At 62.3% G+C, this 21868-nt stretch carries 24 protein-coding genes; 5 read left to right on the forward strand and 19 right to left on the reverse strand.

Features of this window, described 5'->3' with window-relative positions; genetic code table 11:
* Positions 1-42 precede the first annotated feature (42 nt).
* Complete coding sequence (locus tag ACQ4WY_RS13820) at positions 43-798, forward strand: substrate-binding periplasmic protein (RefSeq protein ID WP_436504619.1); 756 nt, start codon at positions 43-45, stop codon at positions 796-798.
* A gap of 6 nt (positions 799-804) precedes the next feature.
* Here ACQ4WY_RS13820 and ACQ4WY_RS13825 read toward each other — a convergent pair whose 3' ends face one another.
* Both ACQ4WY_RS13825 and ACQ4WY_RS13830 read right to left on the reverse strand, forming a co-directional pair.
* The gene (locus ACQ4WY_RS13825) at positions 805-1506 is read right to left on the reverse strand and encodes an isochorismatase family protein (protein WP_207780966.1); all 702 of its coding nucleotides are present in this window, start codon (positions 1504-1506) and stop codon (positions 805-807) included.
* Positions 1507-1571: 65 nt separating this feature from the next.
* Entirely contained in the window at positions 1572-2438 is an 867-nt protein-coding gene (locus ACQ4WY_RS13830) for a pirin family protein (protein WP_436504620.1), read from the reverse strand.
* Positions 2439-2557: 119 nt separating this feature from the next.
* Between ACQ4WY_RS13830 and ACQ4WY_RS13835 the strand changes: the two genes are divergently transcribed.
* Both ACQ4WY_RS13835 and ACQ4WY_RS13840 read left to right on the forward strand, forming a co-directional pair.
* Positions 2558-3463 carry a LysR family transcriptional regulator gene (locus ACQ4WY_RS13835; protein WP_436504621.1) on the forward strand — a complete coding sequence of 302 codons (906 nt, stop codon included), beginning with the start codon at positions 2558-2560 and terminating at the stop codon, positions 3461-3463.
* A gap of 46 nt (positions 3464-3509) precedes the next feature.
* On the forward strand, positions 3510-4313 hold the full coding sequence (locus ACQ4WY_RS13840; protein WP_436504622.1) for a metallophosphoesterase family protein: 804 nt from the start codon (positions 3510-3512) through the stop codon (positions 4311-4313).
* Here the strand turns inward: ACQ4WY_RS13840 and ACQ4WY_RS13845 are convergent.
* Positions 4310-4483, reverse strand: a complete 174-nt coding sequence (locus tag ACQ4WY_RS13845; RefSeq protein WP_436504623.1) for a hypothetical protein — start codon at positions 4481-4483, stop codon at positions 4310-4312. The two genes, ACQ4WY_RS13840 and ACQ4WY_RS13845, sit on opposite strands and share 4 nt — an antisense overlap.
* A 299-nt stretch (positions 4484-4782) precedes the next feature.
* Positions 4783-5727, reverse strand: a complete 945-nt coding sequence (gene bla, locus ACQ4WY_RS13850; protein WP_436504624.1) for a subclass B3 metallo-beta-lactamase — start codon at positions 5725-5727, stop codon at positions 4783-4785.
* A 140-nt stretch (positions 5728-5867) separates the two neighbouring features.
* Between bla and ACQ4WY_RS13855 the strand changes: the two genes are divergently transcribed.
* Complete coding sequence (locus tag ACQ4WY_RS13855) at positions 5868-6671, forward strand: metallophosphoesterase family protein (RefSeq protein ID WP_436504625.1); 804 nt, start codon at positions 5868-5870, stop codon at positions 6669-6671.
* Here the strand turns inward: ACQ4WY_RS13855 and ACQ4WY_RS13860 are convergent.
* The gene (locus ACQ4WY_RS13860; protein WP_436504626.1) at positions 6668-7195 is read right to left on the reverse strand and encodes a dihydrofolate reductase family protein; all 528 of its coding nucleotides are present in this window, start codon (positions 7193-7195) and stop codon (positions 6668-6670) included. The genes ACQ4WY_RS13855 and ACQ4WY_RS13860 overlap by 4 nt on opposite strands.
* A gap of 41 nt (positions 7196-7236) precedes the next feature.
* Here ACQ4WY_RS13860 and ACQ4WY_RS13865 point away from each other — a divergent pair, with 41 nt between their 5' ends.
* Complete coding sequence (locus ACQ4WY_RS13865) at positions 7237-7824, forward strand: TetR/AcrR family transcriptional regulator (RefSeq protein WP_436504627.1); 588 nt, start codon at positions 7237-7239, stop codon at positions 7822-7824.
* A gap of 63 nt (positions 7825-7887) precedes the next feature.
* On the opposite strand, the gene ACQ4WY_RS13870 is transcribed toward ACQ4WY_RS13865, so the two are convergent.
* The 14 genes from ACQ4WY_RS13870 to ACQ4WY_RS13935 all read right to left on the reverse strand — a co-directional run bounded on the left by ACQ4WY_RS13870 (position 7888) and on the right by ACQ4WY_RS13935 (position 21862).
* Entirely contained in the window at positions 7888-8286 is a 399-nt protein-coding gene (locus tag ACQ4WY_RS13870; RefSeq protein ID WP_436504628.1) for a hypothetical protein, read from the reverse strand.
* Positions 8279-9058 carry an enoyl-CoA hydratase gene (locus ACQ4WY_RS13875; RefSeq protein WP_071079693.1) on the reverse strand — a complete coding sequence of 260 codons (780 nt, stop codon included), beginning with the start codon at positions 9056-9058 and terminating at the stop codon, positions 8279-8281. The genes ACQ4WY_RS13870 and ACQ4WY_RS13875 overlap by 8 nt, the downstream gene beginning before the upstream one ends.
* Before the next feature lie 73 nt (positions 9059-9131).
* Positions 9132-10328, reverse strand: coding sequence for an acetyl-CoA C-acyltransferase (locus ACQ4WY_RS13880; protein ID WP_035824191.1), 1197 nt, complete (start codon positions 10326-10328; stop codon positions 9132-9134).
* 60 nt (positions 10329-10388) lie between these two features.
* Positions 10389-10835 carry a PaaI family thioesterase gene (locus ACQ4WY_RS13885; protein WP_070305557.1) on the reverse strand — a complete coding sequence of 149 codons (447 nt, stop codon included), beginning with the start codon at positions 10833-10835 and terminating at the stop codon, positions 10389-10391.
* 62 nt (positions 10836-10897) lie between these two features.
* Positions 10898-13297, reverse strand: coding sequence for a 3-hydroxyacyl-CoA dehydrogenase/enoyl-CoA hydratase family protein (locus ACQ4WY_RS13890; protein WP_436504629.1), 2400 nt, complete (start codon positions 13295-13297; stop codon positions 10898-10900).
* Between the two features lie 14 nt (positions 13298-13311).
* A complete protein-coding gene (locus ACQ4WY_RS13895) occupies positions 13312-15102 on the reverse strand; it encodes an acyl-CoA dehydrogenase C-terminal domain-containing protein (protein WP_034753387.1) in 1791 nt (596 codons plus the stop codon).
* Positions 15103-15179: 77 nt separating this feature from the next.
* Positions 15180-15782, reverse strand: coding sequence for a TetR/AcrR family transcriptional regulator (locus tag ACQ4WY_RS13900; RefSeq protein ID WP_436504991.1), 603 nt, complete (start codon positions 15780-15782; stop codon positions 15180-15182).
* A 257-nt stretch (positions 15783-16039) separates the two neighbouring features.
* A complete protein-coding gene (locus ACQ4WY_RS13905) occupies positions 16040-16429 on the reverse strand; it encodes an RNA-binding S4 domain-containing protein (RefSeq protein WP_077398991.1) in 390 nt (129 codons plus the stop codon).
* Positions 16426-17589: a cardiolipin synthase ClsB gene (gene clsB / locus ACQ4WY_RS13910; RefSeq protein ID WP_436504630.1), complete on the reverse strand. Its 1164-nt coding sequence runs from the start codon at positions 17587-17589 to the stop codon at positions 16426-16428. Before clsB ends, ACQ4WY_RS13905 begins: the two co-directional genes overlap by 4 nt.
* A 9-nt stretch (positions 17590-17598) precedes the next feature.
* Positions 17599-18420 (reverse strand): endonuclease/exonuclease/phosphatase family protein, encoded by an 822-nt coding sequence (locus ACQ4WY_RS13915; RefSeq protein WP_436504631.1) that lies wholly within the window; start codon positions 18418-18420, stop codon positions 17599-17601.
* A 71-nt stretch (positions 18421-18491) separates the two neighbouring features.
* Positions 18492-18785: a hypothetical protein gene (locus ACQ4WY_RS13920; RefSeq protein ID WP_353659089.1), complete on the reverse strand. Its 294-nt coding sequence runs from the start codon at positions 18783-18785 to the stop codon at positions 18492-18494.
* Between the two features lie 19 nt (positions 18786-18804).
* On the reverse strand, positions 18805-19269 hold the full coding sequence (gene nudB / locus ACQ4WY_RS13925; RefSeq protein WP_436504632.1) for a dihydroneopterin triphosphate diphosphatase: 465 nt from the start codon (positions 19267-19269) through the stop codon (positions 18805-18807).
* A gap of 85 nt (positions 19270-19354) precedes the next feature.
* Positions 19355-21151 (reverse strand): aspartate--tRNA ligase, encoded by a 1797-nt coding sequence (gene aspS, locus ACQ4WY_RS13930; protein ID WP_070221635.1) that lies wholly within the window; start codon positions 21149-21151, stop codon positions 19355-19357.
* A 69-nt stretch (positions 21152-21220) separates the two neighbouring features.
* Positions 21221-21862, reverse strand: coding sequence for a DUF502 domain-containing protein (locus tag ACQ4WY_RS13935; protein ID WP_353659091.1), 642 nt, complete (start codon positions 21860-21862; stop codon positions 21221-21223).
* Positions 21863-21868 lie beyond the last annotated feature (6 nt).

The following is a 21868-nucleotide window of genomic DNA, read 5'->3' on the forward strand; positions in this document are numbered from 1 at the left end:
TTGAATATCAAGTTGAAACTCCAGGGAAGTCCCCATATGCGCATGCGCCATCTCCTGTTTGCGGCAGTGCTCGGCGTATCTGCCCTGCCCGCCATGGCTTGCCGCATGACGATGGCGCTGGAACAGTGGCCGCCGTATATCTACCACGATGCCCAGGGCCGCTATACGGGGCTGGATCTGGAGTTGCTGAAAGCCATTTTCAAGGAAGCCCGGTGCACCCTGGTCACCTTGCCGGAACTGCCCACCGCCCGGCGCCAGTTGCTGTTCCAGAAAGGGGGGCTGGACCTGATGCTGGCTGCGTCCGAGACGCCGGAACGCCAGTCATATGCGCGCTTTTCCATCGCGTATCGCGACGAAGCCGTGGGCCTCTTCAGCAAATCCGGCGCACCCGGCGGCCACCGCCAGATCGCCAGCTTCGCGCAGCTCGCGCGCGGCAACTCGACCTTGCTGGCGCCCAAGGTGGGCTGGTATGGCGCGCAGTATGCGGCGGCCAGGCCGACGCTGGAAAAGGCCGGCCGCCTGAATGCGTTCGGCAGCTTCCAGCAAGGCGTGCGCATGCTCGATGCGGGCCGCGCCGACCTGCTGCTGGGCGACGTGCTGGCCGTGCGCCACGAAGCGCGCCTGCAGGGCGTCGCCTTGAGCATCCTGCCCTTCCTGGCCCTGCGCGCCCCCGTGCACCTGATGCTCAATGCGCGCACGACCAGCGCCGCCGACTTGGCGCGCCTGAACGCCGCCATCACGCGCCTGGAACAGCGCGGCGTGCTGGCGGCGATACGCAACAGCTACGAAGCACCATAGCGGAGGTCAGCCCTTCGATGCCGCCTCGAGGATTTCCAGTTTCGTTTCGCGGCCATTCTTTTGCACGCCCTGCGCCTTGTCGTAGCTTTCGATCAGCGCACGGTACGGCGGCACGATATGGTCGGTCATGATGGCGGCGAATTCCATCGCGTCTGCGCGGTTCCAGGTGCTCATCACTTCAGCCAGCACCGCATACGTGTCGATCGGCACGGCGCCGGCCTGCGTCACGCGCGCCATGGTGATGTCGGTGGCCATCTTCGACCAGTTACCCGAGGCGTCGATGATGGCAAACACTTTGTAGCCGGCCGCCAGCGCGCTGATGGTGGGAAAAGCCATGCACACGCTGGTGAGCGTGCCGGCGATCAGCAAGGTCTTGCGACCCGTCTTTTCGATGGCTTCGACCCAGGCCGGATTGTCCCAGGCGTTGATCTGGCCCGTGCGCGGGATATAGACGGCGTCCGGGTTGAAATGGTGGATTTCCGGGATCAGGGGGCCGTTCGGGCCGTCGGGCACGGAAGCGGTAGTAAAAGTGGGCATGTTGGCCAGGCGCGACAGCTTGGCCAGCGCCGTGACGTGACCGCGCAGCACGTGCTGCTCGATGTCGCGCACCAGCTGGAACAAGCCGCTCTGGTGGTCGATCAGCAACATGACGGCGTCGTCGGGATCGATCATCGGTGGCAAACCTTGGAAGTTGGCGGGGGTGCTCATGGTGGTCTCCTGAAAAACCATGCCGCGGGATGCGGCATGGGTACTGCACAAATTAACTACACAAATTACGTCGCGATGCGGGCGAAGCGGCCGCTGTTGAAATCCTCGAACGCCTGCGCAATTTCCGCTTCAGTATTCATGACGAAGGGGCCATGGCCGACGATGGGTTCCTCAATCGGCGCGCCGCTGAGCAGCAGCACTACGGCGTCGTTGTTCGCCTCGATGGTGATGCTGTCGCCATCGCGCTCGAACAGCGCCATCTGCGCTTCGCGCACCACGCTCTCGCCATTCACCAGCACCGTGCCGTGCAGGACGATCAGCGCCGTGCTCCAGCCCTTGGTCACGGGCAGCTCCGTCAGCTTGCCCTGGGCCAGGCGCATGTCCCACACCTGCATCGGCGAAAACGTGCGGGCCGGGCCATGCTGGCCATCGAAATCACCGGCGATCACGCGCACCGAGCCGGCGCCGTCCCGCAGCGCCACCGTGGGAATGGTGTCGCTGGTGATGGCCTGGTAGCCGGGCGCCGTCATCTTGTCTTTGGCCGGCAGGTTCACCCACAGCTGCACCATTTCCAGGGTGCCGCCCGACTGCGTGAAGGCAGGCGAGTGAAACTCTTCATGCAGGATGCCGGCGCCGGCCGTCATCCACTGCACGTCGCCGGGGCCGATCACGCCGCCCTGGCCCGTCGAATCGCGGTGCGCCACTTCGCCCTTGTAGACGATGGTCACCGTTTCAAAGCCGCGGTGCGGGTGCGAACCGACGCCGGGCGGACGAGTGCCAGGCGCAAATTCGGCAGGGCCGGCATAGTCGAGCAGCAGGAAGGGGCTCAGCTGCTTGCCATGGCCGTTGTACGAAAACATCGAGCGCACGGGGAAACCGTCGCCGACCCAGTGCTGGCGGGGTGCGCTGTAGATACCTGTGACTGTGTTCATCTCGATCTCCTGTTGGGGTTTGCATTACGATGAAAACAGAATACGCTTGCAACGATGAAGCCGGTAGACGGTAAAATATGCCATCAGCGTTCTAAAAATAGAACGATCAAGGAGGCGGCATGCAGGATCTGAATGACTTGTATTACTTTGTGCAAGTGGTCGACCATGGCGGTTTCGCGCCGGCCGGGCGCGCGCTGGGCATGCCGAAATCCAAACTGAGCCGGCGCATCGCGCTGCTGGAAGAGCGCCTCGGCGCGCGCCTGCTGCAGCGCACGACGCGGCATTTTTCCGTCACCGACGTGGGGCAGACGTTTTACGAGCATTGCAAGGCCATGCTGGTGGAAGCGGAGGCGGCGCAGGAAGCGATCGAACTGACGCGGGCCGCGCCGCGCGGCACGGTGCGCCTGTCCTGCCCCATCGCCCTGCTGCACTCCCTGGTGGCGCCCATGCTGGCCGGTTTCATGCGCGAGCATCCGCAGGTGACCCTGCTGCTCGAAGCGAGCAACCGCCGCGTCGACCTGGTGGCCGAGGGCATCGACGTGGCCATCCGCGTGCGTCCGCCGCCGCTGCCCGACAGCGACCTTGTGCTGCGCGTGCTGGCCGAACGCAGCCAGTGCATGGTGGGCAGCCCGCTGTTGTTCGCCGGCGCGCCGCTGCCGAAAGCGCCAGCCGACCTGGCCGACTGGCCCAGCCTGGCCCTGGGCGCGCCGCAACAGCACTACCAGTGGGATTTGTACGGCCCCTATGGCGCGCGCGCCCAGCTGCGCCACGTGCCGCGCTTCGTCACGGGCGACATGCTGACCCTGCGCGACGCGGCCGTGGCCGGCGTGGGCCTGGTGCAGCTGCCGACCATGATGATCACCGAACAGGTGGCCAATGGCAGCCTGCTGCCGCTGATGGAGCAATGGCGGCCGCAGCGCGAAATCATCCACGCCGTGTTTCCTTCGCGGCGCGGCCTGCTGCCGGCCGTGCGCGCGCTGATCGACTACCTGGCGCACAGCTTCGCCGCGCTGGAGGAAGAGTGAGGGTTTTCAGGTACGATGGCGTACTCTCGAATCGCCTGGATACCGCATGCGTTTATTGATCTTGTCGGACCTGCACCATGAGTTATGGCGCGACGAAGCGCCGCAGGGCGACCTCACGCTCAGCTGCCCCGACGCCGTCATCCTGGCCGGCGATATCGACACGGGCGCCCGCGCCGTCGCCTGGGCCGCCAGCGCATTCGCGGGACTTCCGGTGCTGTACGTGCATGGCAACCACGAAGGCTATGGCCACCACCTCGACAAGGTGCGCCAGGAGCTGCGCAGCGCCTGCGCCGCCACGGACAACGTGCATTTTCTCGACGCCGATAGCCACGTCATCACCGACCAGGCAGGCAACGCCGTGCGCTTCCTGGGCGCTACCCTGTGGACGGATTTCCGCCTGCTGGGCGACGACACGCGGCAAGCGGCCATGCGCGACGCGGAAGCCGTCATGAACGACTACAAGCGCATCCGCCTGGCCAGCATGGGCTTTCGCAAGCTGCGCGCGACCGACACGGCCATGTTCCACGCACAGCAAAAAGCCTGGCTGGCGCGCGAACTGGCGCAACCTTTCGATGGTGCGACAGTCGTCATCAGCCACATGGCGCCGTCGCTGCTCTCGGTCGATGATGCCTACGGCAACGAGGGGTGTTCGCCCGCCTATGCCTCGCGCCTGGACGAGCTGGCCGCGCAGGCGGACCTGTGGGTGCATGGCCACATCCATGCTTCACGCGACTACCGCATCGGCCCGTGCCGCGTCGTAGCTAACCCCTGCGGTTACAAGACGCGCAGCGGCACGCCGCAAAATCCCCAGTTCAACCCGAACTTCATCGTCGAACTAGGCACACGCTAATCGTCCGACTTCAAACGGCCCGCCAGCCATTGCTGCAGGCGGTGCTTGCCGGCCCGGCGCGCCGCCCGTGGCGACACTTCCGACTGGTGCGCGCCCGCGCCGCCACGCAGCCTGGCAGCGGCCACCAGCGGATTGCGCGGCTTGGGCGTGGCTTTCACTTTGATTTTCATGATGTTTCCTTTCAACCCTCGATGCATGGGCATCACGGTATTTCCTGTTCTTATACCGGGGTCGTCCAAAAACAAAAAACCCCGGCGAGTTTCCTCACCGGGGTTTGAAGGACACCGGCTCGGGATCGGCAATGTGCCGATGGCCCCGAGCGTCATGCACGGGGCTAGTAATAGGTCAACTTGCTGCCAGCCTGCTCGAACATGGGTTTCCTTGTTTGGTTAATCTGAACTGCGGACGCTGATTCTGCACCTTATGCTGCAGTGCGTCAATCACTTTCATGGCGAATGCGCCAACGTTGTTATTTTGTCGCAGTCGCTTTTTCTTTCGCAATGCGGGCATCGAGCTTCGCTTCATTTTTGGCAGCGTAGTCGCTGCACGCTTGTGCATCGATGAAGGGATTCGGCGTGACGCCTTCCAGCAATTGCGTCAGCTTGCGGTCAGCGCCGGAGTGGTCGGGGTGGGCCGAGATCAGGATGTCGCACGGCAGCCTGGCGAAGTCCTGCATGACGCGGCGAAAGGCCGGCGTCAGGTCCGCATGGCGTTCATCGGCCAGGTAGTGAAAATCATCGGCCGCCACCGGCGTGAGGCTGGCGCCGAATACCACGCTCAGGCACTCCTGACGCTCGGCATCCTCGCATGACACCCAGGTCCAGCTGGTGCTGCCCGGCGTATGGCCAGGCGTGTGGCGCGCCGTGATGGTCACGTCGCCCAGTTGCAGGGTTTCGCCATCGGCGATCTCGCGCACGTTTTCCACGGCCGGCATGGGATCGATTTCGCCCGCTTGCGGATCCATGGCGAGTACCGCTCCCGCGCGCAGCGCCTGCGCTCCCAGCGGGCTGGCGACCACTTGCGCGCCGCTGTCGCGGGCCAAGGCAGCGATGCCGCCAGAATGGTCGAAATGCGCTTCCGTATTCAGGATGAACTTGATGTCTTGCAGGCGAAAGCCCAGTTCGAGGATATGTTCCTTGATGGCGGCCACCGATTGCGGCAATGCGCCATCGATCAGGATCAAGCCCTCGCGCGTATCGATCAGCACCACGCTCAAGCCGCCCACGCCCACGTAATATGTGTCGCCGTGGATGCGCGCCGGTTGCTGCGGGCGGTTCCATTGCGCCGCATAGGGCGAGGCGATCGGCTGCGTCAGGGGATCGACGGCGGGCGTGGCGGCATGCGCGGCAAACGGCAGCGCCATGGCGGCCAGCGCGATACAGAGCAAGGTCTTGGGGGTGAAGAAGGGTGGCATGCGGCTCCAGGAAAATAGGCGGTATGAATCGATGCCATAGGGTAACGTCGCCAGCCTCGCGCGGTCAAGCAGACGGGCGCGGCGACTTGCGCTACGATAGAGGCCCATAGACTGCCGTGCGCCTTGCCGCGCCCACTGCCATGCGTTTGCTGATCCTGTCCGACCTGCACCTGGAAGTCTGGGGTGAAGACACGCCCGCCCTCGACCTTGCCGCCAGCCGCCCCGACGTGGTGATCCTGGCCGGCGACATCGATACGGGCAGCAACGCCATCGCCTGGGCCGCGCGCACCTTCGGCGCCCTGCCCGTGCTGTACGTGCATGGCAACCACGAAGGCTATGGCCATCAGCTCGAACACATGCAGGACGCCGTGCGCGACGCCTGCGCCAGCGCGAATGCGCACGGCGCCAACATCCGCCTGCTCGACGGCGATGCCGTGACGTTCGATGGCGTGCGCTTCCTGGGCATCACGCTGTGGACGGATTTTCTGCTGTTCGGCGCCGAGCGCCAGGAAGAGGCGCTGAACGCGGCACAAGCCTACATGCCCGACTACAAGCGCATCAGCACGGGCGGCGACACGCCCCGCCTGCTGTGCGCCAGCGACACGGCGCAGCTGCACGCGCAGCACCGCTCCTGGCTGGAACAGCAACTGGCGCAGCCCTTCGATGGCAAGACGGTAGTGATCACGCACATGGCGCCCTCGATGCTATCGGTGGACGAGCAATACGCGACAAACCTGGGCTCGCCCGCCTTCGCGTCGCGGCTGGACGCGCTGGTGGCGCAAGCCGACCTGTGGGTGCATGGCCACATGCACGCCTCGCTCGACTATCGCGTCCAGGACTGCCGCGTCGTGTGCAACCCCTGCGGCTACAAGCGCCCCGATGGCACGCCGGAAAACGAACGCTACGATTCCGGTTTCATCGTCGACATCGCCAACGCGGTTTAATTTTTCCGATAGCGCAGCTGCGCCACGCCGCTGGGCAGCTGGCGCGTGCTGTCCAGGCGCCAGTCGCTGCGCGGCAAGCCATCCTCGAACAGGCGCACGCCCTTGCCCAGCACCACGGACAGCACGGACAAGGTCAGGCTGTCGATGACACCCTCGCGCAAACCGGCACGGATGACGGCGCCGCCGTCGAGATATACGTGGCGGCAACCCTCCTCTGCCAGCTCCTCCAGTACTTCCCGCACGCTGCCTTCGCGCCGCTGCTCGCCATGGCGCGACGCGAAGTCGCGGTGGCTCAATACCACCACGCGCTTGCCCGCATATGGCCACGGCTCGAACCCCAGCACGGCGTCATAGGTGGTGCGCCCGATCAGCAGGGTATCGACTTGATCCATCAAGGCCGTGTAGCCGGTGGCGTCAGGCGAGTCGGGCGCCAGTTCGGCCAGCCAGGACAGGTCGCCATTCTCTCCCGCGATATAGCCATCGATGCTGATGCCGAGAAAAACGCTGACAGAAATTTTTTGCATGGGTGCTCCTTGAATTAATTCTACAGTGTAGAATTATGCCCATGAAAACCCCAAAACTTCAAGCCATGGCATCTCCCGTGCGCCGCGCGGGGCGTCCGCGCCGCGCGGCGCCCACGCTGGACAGCGCCAGCATCCTGCACGCTGCCCTGGTCCTGCTGGAAGAGCAAGGCGAAGCGTTTTCCATGCGCGCGCTGGCGCAACGCCTGGGCGTCGATGCCATGGCCGTGTATCACTACTACGCAGGAAAAGAGGAGTTATTGCTGGCCTTGATGGTGCAGCGTTTTGCCGCGCTCGATCCGCTCCAGCCGCCGTTTACACGGCGCCAGTCACCACCACGGCGTGTGCTCGCGCTGTGCGCACTGTACCTGGAACTGGTCAGCGCCACGCCGTATTTCGTGCGCCTGATGGCGCGCGGTCTGGTGACGCAAGCCGATGTGGCCGAGCGATTTACGGCGCTGTTCGAGCTGGCCGTCGACGGTCTCGCGCCGGACAAGAAAACCCGCCTGCGCGGCCGTGATACGCTCGTCGATTTCCTGCACGGCTATGCGCTGGCGGGCAGGCCCGCCAGCGAGACGCAATGGCACGCCTCCGTAGGCCTGATCCTGGCGGGGATGCTGGCAACAAGCTGAATCTGCTACTCGGGGCGTGGGCAATGCGCGGCCAGACCCGGCATGTATAGTCAGACTGGACATTCATGCATAGACATGGCGCATATCGTCATCGATGTGTATCACCTGCGTCGGCGCTCCCGCAAACACAGGTGCGATCAGCATGGGGCGCAGATCATCGCCAATCAACGCGGCATCAAGGAATGCCAGCAGATTGGCAGTGCTGGCTTGCACCAGGCGCCCTTTGAAGATGGCGCGCCTGCCCACATGCATCACCAGTTTGTGGGCCACGTAATATGACTGTGCCGTCATATGTTGGCGCAGCGCGTCGATGGAATCGCATGCCGCCACACAGACGCCATGCTGTGTTAGTGCCAGCATGCTAAAGAACAGCACGTCCGCAGGAGGTCCTGCCAGCACATCTTGCTTCACCAGCGCCGCGAAAGTGTAGCCATTCCTCACGCCTATTCCGTCATCACGCAAACTTTTTGAAATCCGGCTTCCTCTTTTCAAAGAAGGCCGTAAACGCTTCCTTCGCCTCGGCGCCGCCCAGCATGGCGCTGAACAGTTTGTTTTCGTCGGCGATGGCGGCCTTCATCGGTTCCATGCGGCTTTGCTTCATCAGGCGCTTGGTGGCGCGGATGGAGGCGGCAGGCAGGGCCACCAGCTTGGCGGCCTGGCCTTGCGCGAAGGTCATCAATTCGTACAGGGGCACGACTTTCGACACCAGGCCCATTTCCAGCGCTTCGCTAGCAGGGAACGCTTCGCCCAGCATCAGCTTTTCCGCTGCGCGCGGGTAACCGGCCAGTTGCGTGAGCAGCAGGCTGGAGCCGAATTCCGGGCACAGGCCCAGTTGCGTGAACGGCATCGAGAAGCTGGCGTTGTCGGCCGCGTAGACCAGGTCGCAGTGCATCAACAGCGTCGTGCCGATGCCGATGGCCGGGCCGGAGACTGCCGCCACCACGGGCTTGCTGCTGCCGTACAGGGCGCGCATGAACTGGAACACGGGACGGTCATGGTCGAGCGAGCCATCCTTCGGACGCGCCGTCTTCATGAAGTCGTCGAGATCGTTGCCTGCCGTGAAAATCTCGCGCTTGCCGCAGATCAGGATGGCGCGCACGGCGTCGTCCGTCTCGGCCGCCACCAGCGCATCGGCAAGGGTCTGGTACATGGCGCCCGTGATCGCATTCTTGCGTTCCAGGCGGTTAAATTCCAGGGTAAGGATGCCCTCGCTCTTGCTGCACAAAATATCCATGTCGTCTCCAAAAAGATAAAGGGCGCCGGGGTAATCCCGCAGCGCCCTGTTTTATTGCTTTAGCCCGTCAAGCTTATACGCGCTCAAAAATTCCGGCGGCGCCCATGCCAGCACCCACGCACATCGTGACCATGCCGTACTTCTGCTTGGTGCGCTGCAGTGCGTGGATCACGGTGGCCGCGCGGATGGCGCCGGTGGCGCCCAGCGGGTGGCCCAGGGCGATCGCGCCGCCCATCGGGTTGACCTTCGATGGATCCAGGCCCAGGTCGCCGATGACGGCCAGTGCCTGTGCGGCAAACGCTTCGTTCAGCTCGATCCAGTCCAGCTGGTCTTGCGTGATGCCGGCCGCGGCGCACGCTGCAGGAATGGCGAATTTAGGACCGATGCCCATGATTTCCGGCGGCACGCCGCGCACGGCGAACGAGGAGAATTTCGCCAGCGGGGTCAGGTTATGTTCGCGCAGGATTTTTTCGCTGACGATCAGCAGCGCGCCGGCGCCGTCGGACATCTGCGAGCTGTTGGCGGCGGTAACGCTGCCTTTGGCGGCGAACACCGGTTTCAGCTTGGCCAGCGACTCCATCGACGAATCGGCGCGCGCGCCTTCGTCCGTGTCGACGGTGCGGCGCGTCACATCAACCTGGCCGGTGGCCAGGTTCGGCGTGCGCGTGATGATTTCGACTGGCGTCGTTTCCGCCTTGAAGAAACCGGCTTGCTGCGCGGCGATGGCGCGGCGGTGCGATTCGACCGAGAACGCGTCCTGCTGTTCGCGCGACACTTTCCATTGCTGCGCCACTTTCTCGGCCGTCAAGCCCATGCCGTAGGCCATGCCGATGTTTTCATCGCTGAACATATCCAGGTTCATCGATGGGTGGTGGCCCATCATCGGCACCATCGACATCGATTCGATGCCGCCGGCGATCATGACGTCGGCTTCGCCCACGCGGATGCGGTCGGCCGCCATGGCAATGGCCGTGATGCCCGAAGCGCAGTAACGGTTGACGGTGACGCCGCCCACGGTTTTCGGCAGGCCGGCCAGCAGCACCGAGTTACGCGCGATATTGAAGCCCTGCTCGGCTTCCGGGAACGAGCAGCCGATGATGGCGTCGGTGATCAGCGCTGGATCGAGACCAGGCGCTTGCGCCAGGGCCGATTGCAGCACGCGCACCAGCAGGTCGTCCGGACGGGTGTTTCTGAACATGCCGCGCGGCGCCTTGCCGATCGGGGTGCGGGTTGCAGAGACGATGTAGGCGTCTTGAAGTTGTTTGCTCATTTTGTTCTTTCAAAGATGTTGAACGAAGTTCGTGTTCTGTCGAATGTCCGAGGTGGCGCTCTATCGCTTCTGCGACAAGTACCAGTCCACCGTCACCTGTGCCGCCAGCGTGCCTTCGGCGTCGAAAATATCGACTTCCACGGGAAACGCCACCTTGCCATCCTGCGCCAGCTGCGCCTTCAAGGCAGCCAGGTCGCCCGGTACCCGGCCTTCGGCGCGCGTCGCGCCCCGGGCCACCTTCTGGTACTGGATGCGCGACTCCTTGGCCACCGGGCGCAAGCCCAGTATCAGCTCGGCGAAGCCGCCAGCCATGGCCGCGCCGGAAGCCGTTTCGGCCAGGGTAAACAAGGCGCCCGCATGCTGCGTGCCCAGGTGATTATTCAGTTTGGGATCTTCCGGCATCGACACCTTCGAGGTGCCGGCGCCGATGTCGTCGATGCTGATCCCCAGCAGCCGCACGAAGGGCAAGGTGTCCATCATCTGTTGTTTGATACGGTCATACACCATGCTTGGCCTCACGCGCAGTAATACTTTAAATACCAAAGACAGGATCGTCATCGACGTAAGGCTTAGTTGCGTACCGGCTTACCGGTCTGCATCATGCCCATGATCCGTTCCTGGGTTTTCGGATGGTTCAACAGCTCCAGGAATGCCTTGCGTTCCATATCCAGCAGCCACTGTTCGCTGACGAAACTGCCCTGGTCCACGTCACCGCCCGATACGATCTCGGCGATCATCTCGCCCAGCTTGAAATCGTGCGCCGAAATGAAGCCGCCGTCGCGCATGTTGACCAGCTGCGCCTTGATGGTGCCCCAGCCGTAACGGCCCGTGACCTGGATCAGCGAAGGGAGCGCTGGACGGAAGCCGGCGTCGAACATGGCGCGCGCTTCGACCTTGGCCACGTGCAGCAGCTCGTAGGCGTTGAACACGATCACGTCGTCTTCTTTCAGGTAGCCCATTTTTTTGGCTTCCAGCGCCGATTTCGACACGTTGGCGGTGGCCGCATTGGTGAAGCCCGTTTTCAGGAATTGCAGGATATCGTTACCCTTGGCTTCCTTGTAGGCGCGCTGCGCCGCTTCCTTCAAGCCGCCACCGGCTGGAATCAGGCCCACGCCCACTTCCACCAGGCCGATGTAGGACTCGATCGAGGCCACGCGCTTCGATGCGTGCAGCGCCAGTTCGCAACCGCCACCCAGTGCCAGGCCAGCGACCGCGGCGATCACCGGCACGTTCGCGTATTTCAGCGACATGAAAGTATTCTGCAGTTCGGCGATGATCGGATCGACGGCTTTCACGCCACCTTGCATGAATGCTGGCAGGGCCGATTGCAGGTCGGCGCCGGCCGAGAAGGCGCCGCCTTCGGCTGCGTCGGCGTGCCAGATCACCAAACCTTTGAAATTCTTCTCGGCTTCGGCCAGCGCCAGTTTCAGGCCATTGATCACGCCTTCGCCGATCACGTGCATCTTGGTCTTGAACGAGATGATCAGGACGTCGTCGCCCGTATGCCAGACGCGCACGGACTCGTCTTCAAAGACGGTGGTACCGGCAGTCTTGCCGTCGATGGCGCCGCTGCCCAGTACTGGCGCGCGGAATGGCTGGCGGTCATACACGGACAGGGTCGAACGGGGCACGAAGCTGTTCGACACGGCGGAGTAGGAACCTTCCGGCGTATGCACGCCGCCTTTTTCAGCGACCGGGCCTTCGAAGACCCAGGCTGGCAGCGGTGCATTGCACAGCGCGTGGCCGGCGTCGATGTCTTCCTTGACCCAGTTGGCCACTTGCAGCCAGTTCGATGCCTGCCACGTTTCAAACGGACCGACGTTCCAGCCGAAGCCCCAGCGCATGGCGAAGTCGATGTCGCGCGCATTGTCGGCCACGGTGTCGAGGTGGATGGCGATGTAGTGGAAAGCGTCGCGGAAGATCGCCCACAGGAACTGGCCTTGCGGATTCGTCGATTCGCGCAGCGCCTTCATCTTCTTGACCGGATCCTTTTCTTTCAGGATGCGGGCGATGATGTCGGCAGCCTTGGCGCCGCCAGCCACGTATTCACCGGTGGCGAAATCCAGTCGCAAGATATCCTTGCCGACTTTCTTGTAGAAGCCCGCGCCGCTCTTCTGGCCCAGCGCGCCTTTTTCCACCAGCTGCGCCAGCACGGCCGGCGTCTTGTAGACGGCGGCGAACGGATCGTTAGGCAGGTAGTCCTGCATGGTCTTGATCACATGGCCCATCGTGTCCAGGCCGACCACGTCCGCCGTGCGGAAGGTGCCCGACTTGGCGCGGCCCAGCTTGGCGCCGGTCAGGTCATCGACGACGTCTACGGACAAGCCGAATTTTTCAGCTTCGTGCACGATGGCCAGGATGCCGAACACGCCAACGCGGTTGGCGATGAAGTTCGGCGTATCCTTGGCGCGGACCACGCCCTTGCCCAGGGTGGTGGTCAGGAAGCCTTCCAGCTGGTCGCTGATCTCAGGCTTGGTGAACTCGGTCGGGATGATCTCGACCAGGTGCATATAGCGCGGCGGATTGAAGAAGTGCACGCCGCAGTAGCGCGCTTTCAGGTCGGCGTCGAAGCCTTCGGCCAGCTTGGTGATCGACAGGCCCGAGGTGTTCGAGGCGAAGATCGCGTTCGGGCCGATGTGCGGAGCGACCTTCTGATACAGGTCGTGTTTCCAGTCCATGCGCTCAGCGATGGCTTCGATGATCAGGTCGCAACCGGCCAGCAGATCCAGGTTGTCTTCGTAGTTGGCCACCTGGATCAGCGCGGCGTCATCCTTGTTGCCCAGTGGCGCAGGCGACAGCTTTTTCAGGTTCTCGATGGCACGCAGCACGATGCCATTCTTCGGACCTTCCTTCGCAGGCAGGTCGAACAGCACGACCGGCACTTTCGCGTTGATGCAATGGGCGGCGATCTGCGCGCCCATCACGCCGGCGCCGAGGACGGCTACTTTTTTAACGATGAAATTGGTCATATTTTCCTCAAGTCTTAGAACAGGTCTGCGTCGAGTGCCATCAGGTTGGCCGAACCGGAACGCGCCTGACGGATCAGGGTTGCCGTCTCAGGCTGCAAGCGGGCGAAGTAGAAACGTGCGGTAGCCAGTTTGGCGGTGTAGAACTTGTCGCCGCTGGACTCTTTTTCGAGGGCGATCTTGGCCATCTGCGCGAACAGATAGCTGTAGATCATGTGGCCGACGACGCGCAGGTAAGGCACGCATGCCGCGCCCACTTCGTCCGGATTCTGGAAGGCCTTCATGCCGATTTCCATGGTCAGCTTGGTGACTTTGTCGCCCAGGTCGCCCAGTGGCGTGACGAATTCGCTCATCGCTTCATCGGTGCCGTTGTCTTCGACGAAGGCCTTGATCTTTTCGCCGAACTTGCGCAGCTTGGCGCCGTTGTCGCCCAGGATCTTGCGGCCCAGCAGATCCAGCGACTGGATCGTGTTCGTGCCTTCGTAGATCATGTTGATGCGCGCGTCGCGCACATACTGTTCCATGCCCCATTCCGAGATGTAGCCGTGGCCACCGAATACCTGCATCGCGTCCGAGGTGGCGATCCAGGCGTTGTCGGTGATGAAGGCCTTGATGACGGGCGTGAGCAACGCCACTTCGTCGGCCGCTTCCTTGCGCACGTCGGCGTCAGGATGGTGCAGTTCGCGGTCGATCTGCAGCGCCACGTACGAGGTGAAAGCGCGCGCGCCTTCGGCGTAGGCTTTGCCCGTCAACAGCATGCGGCGCACGTCAGGGTGCACGATGATGCGGTCGGCCGGCAGTTCCGGGTTCTTGATGCCGGACAGCGAACGCATTTGCGTGCGGTCCTTGGCGTAGATCAGCGCGTTCTGGTAAGCGATTTCCGTCAGGCCCAGCGACTGCATGCCCACGCCCAGGCGGGCCGCGTTCATGAAGACGAACATGGCGTTGAGGCCCTTGTTCGGCTGGCCGATGATCCAGCCTTTCGCGCCGTCCAGGTTCATCTGGCAGGTCGAGTTACCGTGGATGCCCATTTTTTCTTCGATGGCGCCGCAGGTGATCGGGTTGCGCTCACCGACCGTGCCGTCCGCGTTCGGCAGGAATTTCGGTACCAGGAACAGCGAGATGCCTTTCGAGCCTTCCGGTGCGTCCGGCACGCGGGCCAGCACCAGGTGCAAGATGTTTTCCGCCATGTCGTGCTCGCCGGCCGAGATGAAGATCTTGTTGCCGGTGATGGTCCAGGAACCGTCCGCCTCAGGCAGCGCTTTCGAGCGCAGCAGGCCCAGATCGGTGCCGCAGTGCGGTTCGGTCAGGCACATGGTGCCCGTCCATTCGCCCGACACCAGTTTCGGCAGGTAGACTTCCTTCTGGTGGTCGGTGCCGTGTTCCTTCAGGCACTCGTAGGCGCCGTGCGACAGGCCAGGGTACATGGACCAGGCCTGGTTCGACGAGTTCAGCATTTCATAGAACGAATTGTTCAGCACGACAGGCAAGCCCTGGCCGCCGTATTCCGGATCGCAAGCCAAGGCCGCCCAGCCGCCTTCGACGTACTGCTTGTAAGCTTCTTTAAAGCCTTTCGGCGTGGTCACGCTTTTCGTGACAGGGTCATGATGGCAGCCTTCGCGGTCGCCGGAGTGGTTCAGCGGGAACAATACTTCGGAGGTGAATTTGCCGCCCTCTTCCAGCACCTGGTTGATGATGTCGGCGTCGACGTCGGCGTACGACGGCATTTGCTTCAGTTCTTCTTCCACTTGCAGGAACTCATGCAGGACGAATTGCATATCCCGGATTGGCGCGACGTATTGACCCATAATTTTCTCCTGAAGGCGATTAGCTAAAGTGTTGTACTTGTAATGCGTGTGCGTTATTGCGGATACTGCCTGACAGCTTATTTGTTTGTGACAGAATTCTGGTACGACGCCAGCAGACGGATAAAGCCCGCTTGCGCCCGTTCGATGCTGCCCGGCACGCGCAGGAAGCGCGCGTCGTGATGCAGGGCCAGGATCAGGCCATACATCTCGTACACCAGCTGCTGCGCGTCCGTGTCCGCTTTCAGGTCGCCCGTGGCGATCGATTGCTCGACACAGCGCAGCAGCGCGCCCTGCCAGGCCCGTACCATGGCCACCAGGGCTTCGCGGATGGGACCGGGACGGTCGTCATACTCGACGGCGCCGCTGATATAGATGCAGCCGGAAGCGATTTCCACGCTGACCCGCTTGACCCAGCGCGCAAACATCGATTGCAGGCGCTGGATACCGCGTGGTTCTTTCATGCTGGGGAAAAAGACTTCTTGCTCGAAACGATAGTGGTAAAGCTTCAGCACTTCCATCTGCAAGTCCTCACGCGAGCCAAAGTGGGCAAACACGCCCGACTTGCTCATGTTCATTTTGTCCGCAAGCAGCCCAATGGTCAGGCCTTCCAGGCCGTCGCGGCTGGACAGGTCCAGCGCCACGTCGAGGATGGCTGCACGGGTCAGTTCGCCCTTGCGCATGAATTTGACTGAAGTATTCAAGATGTCCGTTCTAAAAGTGATGTTGCCGATTTGGCGGACTGAAGCGAGGGTAAAAAAAAGCACGCTCCGAAAAAATCCGAACGCTCGTACTATTATCCACTACCACGTAAAAGTCAAACGGGAACTTTAGAGCCGGCGTTCTATTGGTGCAGCGCAGCATTTTTTGACTGCGTGTTTGTAGCGATTTCGGGAGGCAAAAGCATCGCGCGCCCTTGCCTTCCCACGACAGGAAAACTTCAGGAAAGGTCGCCTGCCTTGCTCAGTTGACGGCGGTCGCGCTTGGTCGGCCGCCCCTTGATGGTGGTGCCCGGCTCGCGGAACAGCTTGCGCTCCTCGGCCAGCTGCTCGCGGCGCGCGATACTGGCCGGCGTTTCCCCATACAGCAAGCGCGCCACGGGCGCCGCGCCGCGCTTGTCGGACAGGCCCAGCACGGCCACTTCCCATGTCTCCGCGCCATTGTCAATGGCCAGCTCGTCGCCCACGCGCAGGCTGCGCGCCGGTTTCACGCGCTCGCCGCCCACTTTTACTTTACCCGTGTCGACAGCTTCGCTGGCCAGCGAGCGCGTCTTGAAGAAGCGCGCCGCCCACAGCCATTTATCCAGCCTTACCGTTGTCATCTCGTTCATGCGTACTTGCCTACTGAAAAAATGCGCATCACCAGCCGGTACACGAGGAAGGCGGCTTCATAGCCGATACGCCGGAAGCGGCCGATGTGCTTGAAATCATCCTGGTGAATCACGATGCCGTCCGCCACGCCCTGCTCGATATGCTGGCGCAGGCTTTGCGCGAACGCCACGTCCTTGATGACCACGTTCGCTTCCTGGTTCAGGAACAGGCTCAGCGCGTCAATATTGCTGGAGCCGACCGTCGCCCAGTCATCATCGACCACGGCCACCTTGGCGTGCAGCTGCGTCTTGCGGTATTCGACGATTTTCACGCCCGCAGCCAGCAGTTTCGGGTAAAACGAGTGCGCCACGGCATCTTGCATGCGGAACTCGCCAACGCCGATCAACAAGACCACGTCGACACCCCGCTGGGCCGCCTGGGCCAGCGCATGGCGCAGCTTGTGCCCGGGCGCGAAATACGGGTTGGCCAGCATCACGCTCTTGCGCGCCTGGCCCAGCGCCTGCAGGTAGGCGCGCTGGATGGTACGGCGGTTGCGCAGGTTGTCGCGCACGACAAAGCCGGCCACGACAGGGGTTTTCGCCAGCTCCTTGCTGACGACGCGCATCTTGCGATACAGCTTGATACGCCGCACCAGGTTCATTTTCCCCAATCGCGCCCACTGCGCATGCGCCTCTTCATGGATGGCGTCCACCAGCGGGCCCTTCACCTGCACGGCAAAGTCCCAGCGCGGCGCTTCCAGGCTGATGTTGTGGTCGTAGTCGCAAAACATGTCGTCGTTGATATTGATACCGCCCACCAGGGCAATTTCGCCATCGGCCACGCAAATCTTGCGGTGCGTGCGCGTGATGCCGCGCCGGAACCACGGATTGAAGATGCGGTGGTGCACGCCGGCCGCTTCCAGCTGCGCATGCATGGCCTTGACCCTGCGGTTGCCCGTGCCGAACCAGTCCGTGATCATGCACACCAGCACGCCGCGCGCGGCGGCACGCTTGAGCGCATCGAGCACCAGCGTGCCCGTGGCGTCGTCGGCAAAGATATACGTTTCGAAATAGACTTCCGAGCGCGCGCCGTCGATGGCCGCAATCAGGGCAGGAAAGTAATCGGTGCCGCAATACAGCAGCTTGATGTCGTTGTGGGCGATAAAATTGACTGTGCGCATGCCGGCAGTCTACGCGAGTTTTAAAGCGGCAACGATCGGCGCGTGGTCCGACAGTTTGGCCCACAAGGTGCCATGCATCACTTGCGCGCCTTCCACGTGGAAACCACGCACATAGATGCGGTCCAGGCGGAACCATGGCAAGGCGGCGGGAAAGGTGCGCGCCGGTACGGGCACGGGTGGCTTCGTCTGGCGCCGCGCCAGGGTCCGCACCAGGTCGCCCAGCGCCGAGTTCGATGCGCGCTGGTCGAACACTTCCACCACACCGAGCGCATTGCGCAGCTTGTCGCTAAGCGTATTGCGCCAGTCGTTGAAGTCGCCGGCGATGATGACGGGTTCGCCGTTCGGCGCCGATTCCATAACGGCGTCGATCAGCGCCTGCGCCTGGCGCCCCCGTCCCGATTCGAACAGGCCCAGGTGCACCACATAACAGTGCACGTCGGCCTGCGGTGTCTGGAGCACGCAATGCAGGATACCGCGCTGCTCGTAGGCATGGTCGGAGACGTCGTGGTTGATTTGCGAGGCGATGGGGAACTTGCTGAGCAAGGCATTGCCATGGTGGCCATGGTCATACACGGCATTCATGCCATACGCGGAATGGTGCTCGGCGCCGGCAAAGAATTCATGCTGCGACGCTTCCGGCCAATGCTTGTGGCCGTTTTTTTCGGCGCCAAAGCGGGCCGCATTGCGGTCATGCTTGCCTTGCACTTCCTGCAAAAAGACGACATCGGCATTGAAGAGAGCGATCGCCTGCTTCAATGCGTGAACCCTGGGCAAGCCCCGCACGGAGGAGACACCCTTGTGAATATTATAAGTTGCTACGCGGATTTTCATGCCTTGATTCTACTCCCAGACGGGCCCCGCGCGGCGCCAGCGTAGGTGCGCGTGCGCACCTACACGCACAATCAGGCCAGCATGCGCCCCACGCCCGCCGTCACGCTGACGATCAGCGCGGTGATGCCGGCCGCCCAGACGATCTTGACCAGCAACGGTGCGCCGCGCCAGGCGACGGTGCGCTTGCCCTTGGCAAACGCGCCCGGGTGCAGCAGCCAGCCGATTGCCATCAGCGGCATGCCGATGGGCGGCGTGCGGCCGGGCACGGTGGAGCTAAACAGCAGGAAGATAAAGCACAGGCAAAAAACGATGCCCACGGTGCCCAGCAGTTTTTGCTGCGTTGTCAAATGTAACCAGTTCAACATGGAATGCTTTCTAGGAAAATCAGGTGGGACGCGCCAGGCCCGTCATGGCCGGCAATTGCAAAATCGCTTCCGCGTTGGACGACGAGAAACAGCGGTCGGCCGCCGCCAGATAGGGTAGCCACGCGTACTGCAAGTGTTCGCGCGGACTCAGGGTGATGGCGATGTCGCGCGGCACTTGCACGCTGAACACGTGTTCCGTGTTGCGCGTCACGCCGGGCGCATAGCGGTGGCGCCAGATCGGATAGATCTCGTACACATTCGACAAGTTCCAGTCGCGCAGCACGATCTCGTGACCATCGACAACGATGCCGGTTTCTTCAGCCAATTCGCGCGCGGCCGTCTGCAGCAGCGCTTCGTCGACGGCATCGACGGAACCCGTCACCGATTGCCAGAAACCGGGTTGGCCCGCGCGCTCGATCAGCAAGACGTCAAGGTCAGCCGTATGGATGACGACCAGCACGGAAACAGGAATTTTATGAGTCATATCAACAATGAAAAAGGCGCCACAACAGCGCCTTTTTTTTGCATAGCGGATCAAACAGCGGCCGCCTGGGCAGCCGCATGCTTCATTACACTACTTTAGGCTCGGCGCTGCGCAAACGGATGTGCAGTTCACGCAATTGCTTCTCGTCCACTTCCGACGGCGCATGGGTCAGCAAATCTTGCGCGCGCTGGGTTTTCGGGAAGGCGATCACGTCGCGGATCGATTCGGAACCCGTCATCATGGTCACGATACGGTCCAGGCCGAATGCCAGGCCGCCATGCGGTGGCGCGCCGTATTGCAGGGCGTCGAGCAGGAAGCCGAATTTCAGCTGCGCTTCTTCGGCGTCGATCTTCAGTGCACGGAAAACCTTGCTTTGCACTTCTTCGCGGTGGATACGGATCGAACCGCCGCCCAGTTCCCAACCGTTCAAGACCATGTCGTAGGCCTTGGCGATGCAGGCGCCCGGATCGCTTTCCAGCATGTCTTCATGGCCGTCTTTCGGCGCCGTGAACGGATGGTGGGTTGCCGTCCAGCGGTCCGCTTCTTCGTCGTGCTCGAACATCGGGAAGTCGACCACCCACAATGGCTTCCACACGTCCTCGAACAGGCCGGCTTTCTTGCCGAACTCGCTGTGACCGATTTTCACGCGCAGCGCGCCGATGGCGTCGTTGACGACCTTGGCCTTGTCCGCGCCGAAGAAGATCAGGTCGCCATCTTGCGCGCCGGTCTGCTCGAGGATCGTGGCCAGCACGTCGGCAGGCAGGAACTTGACGATCGGCGACTGCAAGCCTTCAGGACCCTTGGCTTTCTCGTTGACCTTGATGTAAGCGAGGCCCTTGGCGCCGTAGATGGCGACGAACTGGGTGTAGGCGTCGATTTCCGAACGGGGCATGCTGCCGCCTTGCGGTACGCGCAGGGCCACCACGCGGCCGCCCTTCATGTTGGCGGCGCCGTTGAAGACCTTGAACTCGACCGACTTCATGACTTCGGTCAAGTCCGTGAAGGCCAGCTTGACGCGCATGTCCGGCTTGTCGGAACCGTACAAGCCCATCGCTTCGGCGAAATCCATCACCGGGAACGGGTTCGGCAAGTCGATGTTCAAGGTGTTCTTGAAGACAACGCGGATCATATCTTCGAACAGGTCGCGGATTTCCTGTTCCGTCAAGAACGAGGTTTCGCAGTCGATCTGCGTGAATTCAGGCTGGCGGTCAGCGCGCAAGTCTTCGTCGCGGAAGCACTTGGTGATCTGGTAGTAACGGTCAAAGTTGGCGACCATCAACAGTTGCTTGAACAATTGCGGCGATTGCGGCAAGGCGAAGAAGCTGCCCGCGTTGACGCGCGACGGCACCAGGTAATCGCGCGCGCCTTCTGGCGTGGACTTGGTCAGCATCGGCGTTTCGATGTCGATGAAGCCCAGCGCGTCGAGGTACTTGCGCACTTCCATCGTCACCTTGTAGCGCAGGCGCAGGTTGTTTTGCATTTGCGGGCGGCGCAGGTCCAGCACGCGGTGCGTCAAACGCGTCGTTTCCGACAGGTTGTCGTCGTCCAGCTGGAACGGCACGGGCACGGAAGGGTTCAGCACTTCCAGCTCCGAGCAGACCACTTCGATCTTGCCGGACTTCAGGTTGTTGTTGATGGTGCCTTCGATACGGTTGGTCACGACGCCCGTCACGCGCAGGCAGAATTCGTTGCGCACGGCTTCGGCGACCTTGAACATCTCCGCTTGTTCCGGGTTGCAGACGATTTGCACCAGGCCTTCACGGTCGCGCAAGTCGATGAAAATCAGGCTGCCGTGGTCGCGGCGGCGATGTACCCAGCCGCACAGGCTGACGGTTTGTCCCAGCATGGCTTCGGTAACGAGGCCGCAGTATTCAGTACGCATAGACATAAAATTCTCAGTTCAGGTTAGTGAGTGTTCAATCCGGCCACGTCCCGCATGGGACGCCTGCCTTTATTCTTTGGCTGCCGGGGCCGGTACAGCAACAACTTCCGCAGGCGCCACCACGCCCATCGAGACAATATATTTGAGCGCCGCATCGACGCTCATGTCGAGTTCGACGACATCGCTGCGCTTCATCATCAGGAAGAAGCCCGATGTCGGGTTCGGCGTCGTCGGCACATACACGCTGACATAGTCGCCCACCAGGTGGTTCGCCGCATCGCCGCCCGGCACGCCGGTCAGGAAAGCGATGGTCCAGGAGTTCTGGTGCGGATACGGCACCAGCACGGCCTTGCGGAAGGCATTGCCCGACGGGGAAAACAGGGTATCCGACACTTGCTTGACGCTCGAATACAGGGAGTTGACGATGGGTATGCGTTGCAGCAATTTTTCCCACAGTTTCACCACGTAATTGCCGACCAGATTATTGGTCAGCAAGCCCGTGAAGAACACGATCAGTACCGTCAATACCGTGCCCAGGCCGGGAATGGTGCTCAGCGCGGGAACCTTGCGGCCGAACCATACGCTAGGCTGCGTACTGCCGGGCACCAGCAATAGCGACTGGTCCATCGTGCTGATCACCAGATTCAAGACCCAGGCGGTAATGGCCAAGGGAACCAAAATCAGCAATCCGGTAATAAAGTATTTACGCATCGGTTT

This window comes from Janthinobacterium salmonicoloratum, from assembly GCF_051380845.1.
Taxonomy (GTDB): domain Bacteria; phylum Pseudomonadota; class Gammaproteobacteria; order Burkholderiales; family Burkholderiaceae_D; genus Janthinobacterium; species Janthinobacterium lividum_F.